The following is a 13,864-nucleotide window of genomic DNA, read 5'->3' as shown; positions in this document are numbered from 1 at the left end:
TTTCGTTTCTCTTGGTTGGAATGTGTATCTTTAGGCCCTCAACCTGTTTGCTTATGAAAGAACAATCATTAATATATAAGTTTCTGCTTACACCTCAATTTCGTATATGGAGGTATATCGCCCTTACTCTTTTCTTTTCTATTGTAGCCATCAACCAATCAATCATTACTTATGGCTTTACATCCGTATTGGGTAATAAGTTATACTTAATTGTAGGTTTGACAATCCTCATCTATGTGGGCGCAGTATATCTGCTACTCCGCTTTTTTGTTCCTAAATACCTCTTCACGGGTAAGTATTTCCGCTTTATAATTTGCATACTTGTCGCAGCATTGATCTTTTACATTATACCCAACATAGTCCTGCTGATATTTTTCGAGGATAATCTTTTCTCTATCACCTACATAATGGATGATTTTTCTGCATTCATCGTATATGTCTTATGTATATCGGGATTCACTATTCCTGTTTTCCTGAAAAGCTGGATAATATCGAACCAACATCTGCAAGATCTGAAGAAGAAACAACGATTGTCGCAGATTGAGCATCTGAAAGAACAGATTCATCCCGCATCTTTCTTCAAAGTCCTTGACGAAAGTGCGGCTTTGGCAAAGAGCGATCCCGATAAATCGTCCAGCATGTTAATGACACTGAGCCTGCTGCTTCGTTATCAATTATACGATTGCCGGAGGGAACAGGTGCTGTTAACTGCCGAGATTTCTTTCCTGAAAAACTTCCTGAATTTAGAAGCACTTTATTCTTCCAGATTCAATTATACAGTAACTGTTTCTGGCAAGACAACCGCAGTACAAGTCTATCCATCCATACTCCTGCCATACATACAGAGTACTATAAGAACTTTTCGCCCGGAGAATGAACAACAAAAAATAGACATCCACATTAGCGTTATAGAGCATACGCTCAAGGCCGACCTCAAAGTTTCGGGTATCGATTCTTCATTACTGGAAATCGAATTACTGAATGTGAGGGAAAGGCTCGAAACACTATACAAAAACATGTATGGATTAGATATAGTACATGATGAGCTTTCCGATGAAAGTGAAATAGGTCTAACATTAGAATTGAATTAAAACAATGCAGCAAAAATATAATACAGACAGCTCTGCTATAAAACTAATGATACTTCCTAAATACAGGATAATCAGGCATCTGATCTTATTAGTCCTCCTCTTCGCTATAACTTTCGGGCTTATATGGAGCCCTTTGTCGGAGGAATCGTTGATGCCGCCGCTGGAACGATACGGGAGTGGTCTCGTATTTATCGGGATTTTAGTGGGCGGCAGCTATCTCAATATCTATGTATTGGCTCCTCGCCTCCTGATGAAAAACAGATGGGGGCTTTACTTTAGTTCATTGGCGCTGATTGGACTATTGATGATAATAAATATTTTCCTACTATATACTGCCCATCTCAGGTTATACGAGCACCTTGCAGCTATTGAGAACTTCGCCTGGCGAATGGGATTGAATTTCGCGTCTGCATTTCTTTCATTTATGATGCTGTTTGTAGGTACTTCATCCTTTGTTATCTTCAAAAACTGGATATTGGATTCGCAGCAAGCCGAAGAACTGGAAACGACAACAACTCAAATGGAACTCAAATTGCTGGAGAAGCAAATCAATCCGCATTTCCTTTTCAATATGCTCAACAATGCCAATATAATGATAAAGGGAGATCCCGACAGAGCCTCATCTATCATACTGAAAATGAAAGATATGCTCCGCTACCAGATGAATGATAATGCACAGGAGAAAGTGTTTCTGAAAGACGACATCCTATTCCTGAACGACTATCTGGAACTGGAGAAAACACGGCGCGACGCCTTCGAATACTCCATATCGCAGACAGGCAGTATGGATAAGATACAAGTACCTCCGCTCCTGTTTATCACTTTCGTCGAGAACGCCGTGAAACACAATATGGACAGCGACGCCTCATATGTGCATATCTGGTTCGAGGTAGTGAAAAATAAGCTGATCTTTATTTGTGAAAATTCTATTCCTTCAAAACCTGCCAAGAAGAAAGAGGGAGGATTAGGGCTCACAAACATCCGGAGGCGTTTAGACCTCTTATATCCAAACAATTACTCGCTAAAACTGGATAAGACAGACAGCAAATACACAGCCCGGTTAGAGCTGAAAATATAGCTCCCGGTATCAGGCTTCGGAGAAAGTCATTTCCTCGTATTCCTCTATGGCTCTCCGCCATTCGTCAGGGATGAGCATCGAAGACTGTAGATCAGGATTGTAGGCAACAAAGGTAGAAGTACAGCGGCACTTTATCTCGCCGGTTTTCACATTGCGTATCTGTTGCAGGAACTTCCCGCTTTTATTGCCCAAGTGTGTCACTTTTGTATCTACCACTATCGACTCTTTATAGTAGATAGGAGAATAAAAGTCTACCTCGATGCGTGCCACGACGATTGTCCCTTGCATCCAATGGAAGTGCGATGCCTTGATATGTTCGAAATAATAGGTCTTCCCCAAGTCGAAGAAACTGAAATATACATTGTTATTGACATGCCCCAATGAGTCGATATCATTGAATCGGATCTGTATAGGATGCGTCATTCGGAATACTTCGGATTTGATGTCCATAATGGTCGTTTTTTATCTGAAAATAATATCATTCACCACATTCAGCCCGGCCATACTATTCAGCTTGTTTATCAGGTGCTCTTTAGCCATTATCAGTTCCGAGCGCAAAACGGACGAACTGAGGTGGACATACAGAATGTTGTTTCGTATATAAATATTAGTAGTGTAGGAAGCGATTGCCTTACCCAACAGTGTAGGCCAACCCGAAACGACGCGGCTCTCGGCAAGCTTCTGCCGGAAAAAAGCATTCTCGCTGAAAAACTGCTTCAATGCTTCGCCGATTGTCTCCGTATTCTTCTTTCTCATGGCTACACGTTTTTCTGGATCACTTCACCTTTACCCACTTCGTACAAATGGTAATTCGTCTGCGTACGGGATAGTATTTCGTCCAGATGCTCGCGATTGGTATCGGTGACAAATATCTGCCCGAAATCTTTATCCAATACGAGATTGATTATCTGTTCCACACGCAGCGAATCGAGCTTGTCGAAAATATCATCCAACAGCAAAATAGGGGTTACAGAGGTGGTTTTACGAAGGAAATCGAACTGTGCGAATTTCAATGCGACCACATACGTCTTATTCTGTCCCTGCGAACCTACCCGCTTGATAGAATAGCCATCCATCTGCATATCGAGATCATCCTTATGAATCCCCGCCGATGTATATCCCAATATTTTATCCTTCTCGCGGCGCTGACGTATCAGTTGAGCGAAATCACCCGCCTCGAAATGCGATTCGTATTTCAGCTCTACCCGCTCATTAGATAAACAAATAAAGTCGTAGAATCGTTGGAAAGTCGGAATAAAATCTTCGATAAAAGCTTTCCGTTTAGCATATATGATTTGCCCTTCGGCAACCAATTGGTCGTCCCAGAGGTCGAGCAATGTATCGTCTATCCTGTCGTTTTTCAGCAATGCGTTGCGCTGCTGCAAAGCCTTGTTATAATTAATCAGTGCATGCAGGTATTCTTTGTCGAACTGCGACAGGAACATATCCATAAATTTGCGCCGTTCGTCACTCCCGCCGTTGATCAGTTCCGAATCGGAAGGCGATACCATCACAAGCGGCAGCATGCCGATATGATCCGACAGGCGCTCGTATTCTTTCTTGTTCCGCTTGAATTGCTTCTTCTGGCGGCGGCGAAGGCTGCAAAAGAATTCTTCCTGTTTCTCGCCCAGCTGATACCACCCTTGTATAACTGCAAAATCGGCATCGTGCATAATATTTTGCGAGTCGATAGGATTGTTATGGCTCTTGCAGAAAGAGAGGTAATACACAGCATCCAGCAAGTTCGTCTTGCCCATACCGTTGCTTCCCAAGAAACAATTTATCTTGGGCGAAAGAGTCAGCTCGGTCTGAGCCAGATTCTTATAATTCAGTATGGATAGACGTTCTAATATCATTTGGATTAAACAAAACTTCCGTTATTAACAAATATAAAAAAATAATAACTATAAGCCGTATATCTTTTAGTTATAATACCTTAAAGGTATATCCCTGCTCCAGCAACCACTCGATGCTGCGCGGCAAGGCGTACTTCATCCGCTCTTCCGATTTGATAGAATCGTGGAAGACAATTATCGAACCGTTGCGCGTATATTTCTTCACATTTTCCAATACCTGCTCCTTCGTCATCCGTTTGCTGTAATCGCGCGTCACCACATCCCACATAATTATCTTGTAGCGGCTCCGCAATGCCAGTATCTGCCGGATGCGGATATGCCCGTGCGGCGGACGGAATAAATCGGAATCGATATACTCCGAGCACTTCAATGTATTTGCCAGATAATTTTTGGTACGGGTTTTCACCCCTTGCACATGGTTGAAGGTATGATTCCCTACCCGATGCCCCCGTTCGAGCAACATATTATATTCGGCAGAATGCTTGCGGACATTATCGCCCACACAAAAAAATGTAGCCTTAATATTATACTTATCCAGCAAGTCCAATACCCAGGGAGTAATATCCGGTATCGGGCCATCGTCGAATGTCAGATAAACGACTTTCTCGTTCTTATCCGCCGGGCGTCTCCTCCACGTAGTGAATGGAAATAACCAGCGATATAGTTTTGGTGGTTGCTCTATAAACATGTCAAAATGCAAAGAAAGAGAGCAATATATATTTTCGTTCTATTGCTCTCTTATATATGTTTTACTCATCTCCTTCCGGTGCTCCCCCTTGATATTTCTCGAGGAGCTTAGGATTATAAGCATGCATTATATTAAATACTTTTCCGGCTAATTCCTGAGCCCTCTCCCTTGCCGCTTCATTTCCGGCATTATCGCGGGCATCGCGGGCAATCAGATAATAAATGTAATCGAGCGGGTGATCGCGGTTGTCGAAATTCACATAGTTGCTCATAAATACCTGCATCTGGTCGATTGCCTGAGGCAGAAGCTCTTGATATTTTTCTTTATTGTATTGCTGATAAAGACCTAAAGCGGTGGTCTTGATGCTGATATACTCGTTGATTTCGCTATTGCTATGCATCATATTGTATTGGTCGAGGCGTGCATACCACTGCAACGAGCGTTCAGCCCGATCGTAGATTTCGTTAAGGATGCTGTCACCTTTCTCCTCTTGCCCAAGGGCATAATACGAGCTGGCAAATACCATAGACTCTTCGCCGCGAGGGATGGTCGAACCCGGAAGCACTTCCATAGAGTAGTCGAGCGCTTCCAATGCCTTCTCATCTTTCCCTTCCTGAATCAGTGCAGGAATCAGGCGGGCAAACATCAAGCGGAATGTACGGCACATGCGCAACGTATTCTCGTCGAGGTATACAGATGGTTTCCATACATTACCCCAGGCAAATTTGTGCATCATATTGTCATACATAGCTTCGGTATCCACGCGCATAGCATTCGTTTTACCCGGAAGAATACGATAGTTGATACCCTCGAGTACGAGTTGCGAATTAATATTCAGCGGATAATCGCCGATAGTCGCCGCGTAATAGATAGGGCGTTTCCAACCATCCTTATTGATGTTGTTCAACATTTCCAATATCATCAGCTCCTGACGGTAGATACCACCTTTTCCGTCGCCCATATCGAACACCAGTTCGGTTGTAGGCTTCGTACCCAAAGCTTCCCAGTTGACATTAGCCGTATCAATCGGCATAACGAATTTGCTTGCCGGAATAACGACGCCATTCGAAACAAACGGATTAGCAGGAGCATAGTTATCTTTCGTTTTAACGATATTCAGTACATCGTCCAATAGCATTTCGTTTTTGAATGCTGCCGTATCGAAATAGCGCGAATAGTCTATATAGCTGCCCCATCGTTGTTCCTGCCTGTCGAGCTGCGATTTGATTACGCGCTCCAAGTCTTTTCGTGACAAGACATATGCGGCACGTCCTTTTTCGCCCATATAGCGGTCGCGTTCCCATTCGATAGGAAGCGGTTTCGAATCATAGGCCTGACGGCGCATCTGGTCGACATACCAGTCCGTTTGCAGATAGCTGAGGTTACATACACGCACATCGGTACGGTAGCCTTCTACCTCCTGCACATACCACAACGGGAAGGTATCGTTGTCGCCATTAGTGAATAATATAGCATCCGGCTCACACGTTTTCAGGTAGTTTTCGCCAAAATCGCGCATCGCATAGCGATCCGAACGGTCGTGGTCGTCCCAGTTCTGAGCTGCCATCTGAATAGGCACACCCAACAGGAGAACCGATGCAATAGCTGCAGCCGGCGTTTCGGGCAGGACTTTCTTCAATAGCTGATATATAGCCGCCACCCCGAATCCAATCCATATACAGAAAGCATAGAATGATCCGGCATAAGCGTAATCGCGTTCGCGCGGTTCGAATGGTTGCTGGTTGAGGTATAAGATAATGGCAATACCTGTCATGAAGAACAGCATAAACGTCACTAAGAACTGCTGCTCCCCTTTCCGTCCTCGTGTCAATTGGAAAGCAATTCCCAATAGCCCGAGGATAAACGGCAGGGCATAGTAGGTATTATGTCCTTTGTTATCAGCGACATTTGGAGGCAGATCATCCTGAGGCCCTAAGCCAAGAACATGTTCGTCGATGAAGCCGATACCGGTAATCCAGTTACCGTTGCTTATCGTTCCGGTGCCTTGTATATCGTTCTGGCGTCCCGAGAAATTCCACATGAAATAGCGGAAGTACATATAATTCAACTGATAAGACAGGAAGAATTCCATATTATCGAAGAATGTCGGCGGCACTTTCTGGTCTTTCATGCTTCCCCAGATGCGATAACCCAGCAAGTGGCGCGGCACATCGGTCGAATACATACGCGGGAAAGCCATTGTATTAGTATAGGCATACGTAGGCGATTTGCTTGCTACGTAGTAACGGTCTTTTTCATCCGGCGACATTTTCACTATTTCGTCCCAGCTTTCCTTTTCATTCTTTATGACAACATTGCCACTGGCATCGCGTTCGAGCTCCGAAGCGTATGTTTGCCCGTAGAATAATGGTCTGTCGCCATACTGCTCGCGGTTGAGGTAAGACGCCAGTGTAAAGATATTCTCCGGCGAGTTCTGATCCATCGGTGTATTGGCTGCCGAACGGATTGGAATCAAAGCGAAAGAAGAATATCCTATCAGGATAACCAACAGGCTGAGCAATATCGTATTGATCAGGCGGAAGGAAAGTTTTTTATACAAGAGTACGAAAGTGACCAATGCTCCCATGAGGAATAGGCTAAGCAGCACATTGCTACCCATAAACGGAATACCGCTCAGGATAAGGCTAAAGACAAATGCTACTTTGGCGCGCTTTAGGTTTCCTTTTTTCGCGAAGGATTCGTACAATCCCCAAACGATAGCGCCTATCAATATGGCAAAGTAGAAGAATGTACCTGTGTTATAGGCAAAGCCCATTTCGTTGACAAACAGGCGCTCTATCCATCCACCCACTTTGGTGAAGCCCGGGATGATACCATACATCAATACGACGATAAGGGCACCCGACAGCAGCGTGGCTAAACTTAACCCTAACAGGTTCGGTTTCTCTGCTTTCTTGAAGTAGTAGACCATTCCAATAGCCGGAATACACAACAAGTTCAATAAGTGGACACCGATAGACAGTCCCATACAGTATGCTATCAGTACCAGCCATTTATCCGAACCCGGTTGGTCTGCGCGGTTTTCCCATTTCAGTATCAGCCAGAATACCAAGGCGGTAAACATAGACGAGTAGGCATAAACCTCCCCTTCCACGGCCGAAAACCAGAATGTATCGGAAAAAGTATAGGCCAACGCTCCTACCAGTCCGCTACCCATAATGGCAATCGTCTGGCCGAGTGTTATATCTTTCGATGTATCGGTGTAAATCAGTTTGCGTGCCAGATGGCTGATTGTCCAGAAAAGGAACAATATAGTAGCCGCACTAAGCAATGCCGACATGGAATTGACCATTCGGGCAACATCCTGAACATCAGAAGCAAACAGAGTAAAGAATTTACCTGTAATCATAAAAAACGGAGCGCCCGGAGGGTGTCCGACTTCTAATTTGTCAGCCGATGCAATAAACTCGCCACAGTCCCAGAAACTGGCTGTGGGCTCGATTGTAAGCAAATAAACAATGGCTGCAACAAGAAAAGCGAACCATCCGCACAGGTTGTTTATCAGGTTATATTTTTTCATATTTGGGTAAATAGATTTTTCAAATAAACGAGTTGCAAAGATAAGAAATTGTTCGTAGTTACAATTCTTTAGCTGCTTTTTTGGGTAGAATATCATGTGAAATTTTAATAAACAGCTGTTTCGTCGACAAAAAAGTCGCATTGGTCTATTTTCCCGGCAACAAGCTGATGATTGTCTTACATTTGATCGAATACATCAATAACGTAGGAGAAAACAAGCTATGAAAAAGGTATTTTTATTTTTACTCTTTATCGCACTGGGCAGTCAGCTGCTCGAGGCAAGAGTCACAGTAACAATAGAGAACAAGTCGAAAAAAACGATACAGGCACTCTATGTATGCCGAAGCAATGCCGGAAGCTGGGGAAAAGAGGTACTAAAAGGCAGAGTGATACAAAAAGGAGGCGTCTTTCATGTAGAACTTCCCGGAACCGGCAATTGGGACTTTATGATTGTAGACCAATCAGGAAGCACATTTATCAACTGGTACGAAGCGATAGACAGGAATAAAAAAATCAAGATAGGAGGATGGAGCTCCGAATTTGATGAAGTGCCATACATCGAACCGGGTTCTACATGGGTAAAATTAAAAAAAAATTATAATTACGGTATCGATTGGATGTATGCAGAACAACTCAATGCATCCGGCTTTCGGATTCCAGGAACAAGAGAAGACTGGGAAAAGTTTACTAAAGATCAAGTAAGGTCTGGGGTATGGCTAAAGCTTCCCAAACCGGGAAAATGGAAGTTTCATATTGTATACCAGAAAGAAGATTGGGAGTCTGATGAATTGAAGTTAGTTCAAGATTGGAATGAAGAGACATTACATTTAAGACAGGGGTATAATTTATGGTAAAATTAATCCTGTTACGGTTATGGAATTCTTCTGTATTTCGTCTCCATAAGATAGCGTTTCGTCTACTTACGGACACATTTCATCTATTTGTGTCTGCAGTTAAGTGCTTTATTACTACATTTGTAAATTATGAGAATATTGCTGATAGGCGAATATAGCCGTTTACACCTTTCGCTGGCGGAAGGATTGAGAGAGTTAGGACACGAAGTGCTGGTTGCCTCCGATGGCGACGGGTTCAAGGATTATCCGCGCGATATAGACCTTACCCGCAAAAGTTCGGGCATAATCGACACCTTTTCGTCTATTTTCAATTTCAACCGCAAATTCGCGCGCTTCACAGACTACGATGTGGTGCAGGTCATCAATCCGTGCTTTACCACCCTCAACGTCCGGTTCAACGAATCTTTCTGGGGAAAATTGAAAGGAAATAACAAAAAAATCTTCTTAGGAGCTTTCGGCGACGATTCGTACTGGGTGCGGGCACTGAAAGAGAATAAGACATTCAAATACAGCGAATTCTTTGTTGATGGCAAACCGACAAACCTGAAATATAACGAGAAATTAGAGGCTCTCTGGCTCGATAGCCCGCGCGAAAAAGCAAACCGCGAAATGGCAAAGGAAGCCGATGGCATAGCTGCCTGCCTCTACGAATACTATAAATCGTATGAGCCTTATTATTCGGGGAAGTTGCGCTATATCCCGCTGCCGGTGAATATGAATCTCATCGCATATAACCCGATAACCACCGTCCCCGAGCGCGTGAACTTCTTTATCGGCATCAATCGCGACCGAAGCGAATACAAAGGAACGGATATTATGGAGCGTGCTTTGCTCCGCCTTGCCGGGAAGTATCCCGATGAGGTGATTGCCACCCGCGTGGAATCGGTCAGCTACGACGAATACAAGCGCCTGATGTCGGAAGCACATGTCGTACTCGACCAGTTATATTCATGCTCTCCTGCCATGAATGCCTTATTGGCAATGGCACAGGGCAAGGTATTGGTAGGTGGTGGCGAACCCGAAATGTACGACCTGATGGGCGAAAAAGTGAATCGCCCGATAGTCAACGTCCACCCTACGGAGGAAGACGTTTTTGCCAAACTCGAATGGCTGGTACAAAATAAAGAGCAGATTCCTGCGTTATCAGAGCAAGGCTATAGCTTTGTTGCTCAACACCATAATCATGTAAAGGTTGCACAGCAATACCTCGATTTCTGGGGTAAGCATTAATAAAATAGATACTATTTCAAACTTAAAAACAAGAGCCGATGAAAAGCAGATTATTCATTTACACGACACTCGCTTTGTTTTCCGTTTTTTCACTTAACGCCGAAAACAAACCGATAAAGGCAACAGTTAAAGAAGCTACCGTATTTTTCAGCGGGGCAGAACTCACACACCATGCTACAGCTACGCTCACTAAAGGAGAAAATGAAATCTCGATAGAGGGATTAAGCCCCAACATCGACCGCAACAGTCTAAAAATAAAGGCCAGTAATGGCGTCATGGTTTCGGCCTACGAGTTTTCTATCGATTACCTGACCGAAAGCAAAACCAACGATGCTTCCATCAAGCGGATGCAGGATTCTATCCAATATTATCGCGACAGATTGCAAGCGGTAGAAATCGACATCAAAGTGAACGACGAACTTTCGGGAATACTGAAAAAGAGTACCGAAAAGAATACATCAGGCTCGGAAAAAGGGTTGTCTATCGACGAACTAATCAAAACGATGGACTATTACAAAAAGCAGAAAACCGATTTGGACAAAGCCGCTAATGCGCAGAAAATAGAGCAGAGCAAGCTTAAAAAGTCTATCGACCGCCTTACCCGTCAGGTAGAGCAGGAATCGACCAAGAACAACAAAACATCCGGCGTTCTGAAATTGAACCTGACAGCTTCGTATGCGACTAACAGTCAGTTGACAATAAGCTATTACACCGCATCGGCGAACTGGTCGCCTTATTATGATATCAATATCACTTCCATCGATAAGCCGATAAAGATTGCCACCAAAGCGAAAGTACGCCAGACAACCGGATTAGACTGGAACAAGGTGAAACTCAGCCTTTCCACAGCCACACCGAGCAACGGCAAAATAGCGCCGCTTTTCTCAGCCTGGTTCTTGGAGGAAAGACAGAATAATATGGCTTCATTATTGCAAGGAAGAGTTCCCGGTGTTGCCGTACAAAACTCTTTCTCTTACGCAGATAAGAAATCGGTTAAAAACGAAGAATCGAGTGTAAGGGTAAGAGGCGCAGGTTCTCTTTCTCAATCCTCGTCTCCACTCTATGTGGTAGATGGAGAGGTAATGGATGAAGAAGATTTCAGGGATATCGACCAAAGCATGATAAAAAGCATCGACGTACTGAAAGATGCTTCGGCGTCGTCTATCTATGGTGCGCGTGGAGCAAGCGGAGTAATCGTCGTTACGACGAAAAACAGCATGGACGACTATGTATCGTTGAGCGACAACCAGCTGAATATGGAATTCAATATAGATTTGCCGTTCACAGTTCCGGGTAATGGGAAAGAGCAAAGCCTCGACCTCAACACGCAGGATATTATGGCGGAATACAAGTATTATTGTGCTCCGAAGCTCGATACCGAAACATATCTGTTGGCTGAAATAGACAACTGGGAAAAACTAAACCTCTTGTCGGGAATGGCTAATATCACTTATGACGGTACATACGTGGGCGAAACGAATATAGAAGCCAACAGTACACAGCAGAAGCTGACACTGACGCTGGGTTCGGATAAGCGTGTCAGCGTAAAACGCGAAAAGCTACGCGACTACAGCAGCACCAAATTCCTCGGAAACGACAAGGAACAAGTCTTCACATACAAAATGACGGTAAAAAACAACCAGAACAAAGCCGTGAAAATGGTGCTAAAAGACCAATATCCTATTTCGACGCAAAAGAAGATAGAGGTAAAACTACTCACAAAAGATACAACCACCCCTACAGTCAACAAAGAGGATCTGGGCGTTATCACCTGGGAAGAGACATTGCAGCCCGGCGAAACCAAAACATACCAGATTAGCTATAGTGTGAAGTATCCGAAAGAGATGAACTTGAATTTGTAAAGAAACAATATATGCTCATTATTGTTATCTATCTATAGTCTAACTTAAAAAAAGAGTTTATGAAAACGATTAAAACATTCTTTATATTAGCATTGCTTATGGCAATAGGCATTAGTAGTGCGTCATCACAATTACGCTTCGGGGTGAAAGGCGGTGTCGACATAGCCGATCATAAGATAAGTTCCGACATATTAGATAGTAAAAACAGACTGGGCTTTCAAATCGGGCCGATGGTCGAGGTGAACATACCTTTTCTCGGCATAGGCATCGACGGTGCTTTACAATACGGATACAAGAAATACAGCATAGATGAAAAAGCAGCAGATGCTACTATCTCCAACTACAACTATCTGTCTATCCCTGTCAACCTGAAAAAACGTTTCGGCATAGTACCGGGACTGGCTGGCATCTTTGTCTCTGCCGGCCCATACGCTAACCTCCGCTTGAGTGGTGGCGACCTCAAAGTCAAGGATGAGATTGAAGATGTTTACCACGACTTCAAAGCCAAAAACTTCGAAATGGGAGTGAATGCCGGTCTCGGAGTAGAGTTGGTGGAAAAACTGGATATAGGTATCTATTACCGTTGCAAATTGACTGACAACTATTCGGATGATAAAGGGAATCTCGACATAGGCACTTTAAAAGACAAAAAACGTCAGACATGGAGCATTGCTGCTACCTATTATTTCTGAAAAACAATTTAACAACCAAATACAAAGTATCCTGTCTTCATTTTAAGGCAGGATATTTTTTTTCGAATCTTTCTGATATTTATTTATCTATATTTATTTAAAGAGTTACTTCGTGCTTCGCACAGTTACGAGTTACGAGTTTACAAGAAAAGTATACTTGTGTTACTTTTTGAGGGGAAACGTTCTTTAAAAATTTGGTAGTTTATATTTTTCACCACAGAGTGACACAGAGTTTTTTCCACGGAGTTCTCGAAGAAGAAAAAGAAAAGTAACTCAACAAAGAAACGCTCATAAGGAGTATACTTGTGTTACTTTTTGAGAGTTTTTGTCACCTCAAACGGAGGTGAGAGGTCTCGTTCCGATTATGCGACGAGATGCTTCACTTCGCTCAGCATGACAGAGCGCGGCTGCGCCTTTGTGAACTTGGTGTAGAATCTTTGTGCCCTCTGCGGTTAAGTAATAAAAAGTAACTCGACAAAAAACATCGAAAATGAATAGAGGTTTGTTACTTTTTTTGTCACCTCGAACGAATGTGAGAGGTCTCGTTCCGATTATGCGACGAGATGCTTCACTTCGCTCAGCATGACAGAGCGCGTCTGCTCCTTTGTGAACTTGGTGTAGAGCCTTTGTGTCCTCTGCGGTTAAGTAATAAAAAGTAACTCGATAGAAAACACCCGAAAATAAGTATACTTGTGTTACTTTTTGTCTCCTCGAACGAATGTGAGAGGTCTCGTTCCGATTATGCGACGAGATGCTTCACTTCGCTCAACATAACAGAGCGCGGCTGCGCCTTTGTGAACTTGGTGTAGAATCTTTGAATACTTGGTGGTTAAAAAACGAAAAGTAACTCGACAAAAAAACGGTCGAGAGGAGTATACTTTTTACACCCATTTTCAACTTAATCGATTCATAATAAGAAATATACAAAACAAACAAAAGTAACAAAAAGGTGACACATAGGAGACTTTTTCCG

At 43.4% G+C, this 13,864-nt stretch carries 11 protein-coding genes; 6 read left to right on the top strand and 5 right to left on the bottom strand.

Translation table 11 applies throughout. The features are described 5' to 3' along the window. The first annotated feature begins 53 nt into the window (after positions 1-53). Together D0T66_RS08480 and D0T66_RS08475 are read left to right on the top strand one after the other, a co-directional pair. Positions 54-1,091: a histidine kinase gene (locus D0T66_RS08480; protein ID WP_163356844.1), complete on the top strand. Its 1,038-nt coding sequence runs from the start codon at positions 54-56 to the stop codon at positions 1,089-1,091. 4 nt (positions 1,092-1,095) lie between these two features. Further along, positions 1,096-2,169 (top strand): sensor histidine kinase, encoded by a 1,074-nt coding sequence (locus D0T66_RS08475; RefSeq protein WP_221412197.1) that lies wholly within the window; start codon positions 1,096-1,098, stop codon positions 2,167-2,169. A gap of 9 nt (positions 2,170-2,178) precedes the next feature. On the opposite strand, the gene D0T66_RS08470 is transcribed toward D0T66_RS08475, so the two are convergent. From D0T66_RS08470 to D0T66_RS08450, 5 genes are all read right to left on the bottom strand, one after another. Then, the gene (locus D0T66_RS08470) at positions 2,179-2,619 is read right to left on the bottom strand and encodes a thioesterase family protein (protein ID WP_163356842.1); all 441 of its coding nucleotides are present in this window, start codon (positions 2,617-2,619) and stop codon (positions 2,179-2,181) included. A 12-nt stretch (positions 2,620-2,631) separates the two neighbouring features. Then, entirely contained in the window at positions 2,632-2,925 is a 294-nt protein-coding gene (locus tag D0T66_RS08465; protein ID WP_163356841.1) for a DUF721 domain-containing protein, read from the bottom strand. A 2-nt stretch (positions 2,926-2,927) separates the two neighbouring features. Then, entirely contained in the window at positions 2,928-4,025 is a 1,098-nt protein-coding gene (locus D0T66_RS08460; RefSeq protein ID WP_163356840.1) for a DNA replication/repair protein RecF, read from the bottom strand. A gap of 70 nt (positions 4,026-4,095) precedes the next feature. Next, positions 4,096-4,713: a polysaccharide deacetylase family protein gene (locus tag D0T66_RS08455; protein ID WP_163356839.1), complete on the bottom strand. Its 618-nt coding sequence runs from the start codon at positions 4,711-4,713 to the stop codon at positions 4,096-4,098. Between the two features lie 61 nt (positions 4,714-4,774). Then, entirely contained in the window at positions 4,775-8,254 is a 3,480-nt protein-coding gene (locus D0T66_RS08450) for a DUF2723 domain-containing protein (RefSeq protein WP_163356838.1), read from the bottom strand. A 220-nt stretch (positions 8,255-8,474) separates the two neighbouring features. Between D0T66_RS08450 and D0T66_RS08445 the strand changes: the two genes are divergently transcribed. The 4 genes from D0T66_RS08445 (at position 8,475) to D0T66_RS08430 (ending at position 12,891) form a co-directional block, all read left to right on the top strand. After that, on the top strand, positions 8,475-9,107 hold the full coding sequence (locus D0T66_RS08445; protein ID WP_163356837.1) for a hypothetical protein: 633 nt from the start codon (positions 8,475-8,477) through the stop codon (positions 9,105-9,107). 129 nt (positions 9,108-9,236) lie between these two features. Beyond that, positions 9,237-10,337 (top strand): glycosyltransferase, encoded by a 1,101-nt coding sequence (locus tag D0T66_RS08440; protein ID WP_163356836.1) that lies wholly within the window; start codon positions 9,237-9,239, stop codon positions 10,335-10,337. 38 nt (positions 10,338-10,375) lie between these two features. Beyond that, positions 10,376-12,199: a DUF4139 domain-containing protein gene (locus tag D0T66_RS08435; protein WP_163356835.1), complete on the top strand. Its 1,824-nt coding sequence runs from the start codon at positions 10,376-10,378 to the stop codon at positions 12,197-12,199. A gap of 59 nt (positions 12,200-12,258) precedes the next feature. Beyond that, complete coding sequence (locus D0T66_RS08430; protein WP_163356834.1) at positions 12,259-12,891, top strand: porin family protein; 633 nt, start codon at positions 12,259-12,261, stop codon at positions 12,889-12,891. Positions 12,892-13,864 lie beyond the last annotated feature (973 nt).

Origin of the sequence: Dysgonomonas sp. 25 (assembly GCF_010501075.1) — a bacterium.
GTDB lineage: Bacteria > Bacteroidota > Bacteroidia > Bacteroidales > Dysgonomonadaceae > Dysgonomonas.
Note: the sequence above shows the minus strand (reverse complement) of the source record. Positions and strands in the feature narration are given on the sequence as shown.

Excerpts from the sequence above, each read along its gene's own strand:
- D0T66_RS08455 (WP_163356839.1), bottom strand. The coding sequence starts at position 4,713 with ATGTTTATAGAGCAACCACCAAAACTATATCGCTGGTTATTTCCATTC.
- D0T66_RS08460 (WP_163356840.1), bottom strand. The coding sequence starts at position 4,025 with ATGATATTAGAACGTCTATCCATACTGAATTATAAGAATCTGGCTCAG.
- D0T66_RS08440 (WP_163356836.1), top strand. The coding sequence starts at position 9,237 with ATGAGAATATTGCTGATAGGCGAATATAGCCGTTTACACCTTTCGCTG.
- D0T66_RS08430 (WP_163356834.1), top strand. The coding sequence starts at position 12,259 with ATGAAAACGATTAAAACATTCTTTATATTAGCATTGCTTATGGCAATA.
- D0T66_RS08480 (WP_163356844.1), top strand. The coding sequence starts at position 54 with ATGAAAGAACAATCATTAATATATAAGTTTCTGCTTACACCTCAATTT.
- D0T66_RS08465 (WP_163356841.1), bottom strand. The coding sequence starts at position 2,925 with ATGAGAAAGAAGAATACGGAGACAATCGGCGAAGCATTGAAGCAGTTT.
- D0T66_RS08450 (WP_163356838.1), bottom strand. The coding sequence starts at position 8,254 with ATGAAAAAATATAACCTGATAAACAACCTGTGCGGATGGTTCGCTTTT.
- D0T66_RS08445 (WP_163356837.1), top strand. The coding sequence starts at position 8,475 with ATGAAAAAGGTATTTTTATTTTTACTCTTTATCGCACTGGGCAGTCAG.
- D0T66_RS08470 (WP_163356842.1), bottom strand. The coding sequence starts at position 2,619 with ATGGACATCAAATCCGAAGTATTCCGAATGACGCATCCTATACAGATC.
- D0T66_RS08435 (WP_163356835.1), top strand. The coding sequence starts at position 10,376 with ATGAAAAGCAGATTATTCATTTACACGACACTCGCTTTGTTTTCCGTT.
- D0T66_RS08475 (WP_221412197.1), top strand. The coding sequence starts at position 1,096 with ATGCAGCAAAAATATAATACAGACAGCTCTGCTATAAAACTAATGATA.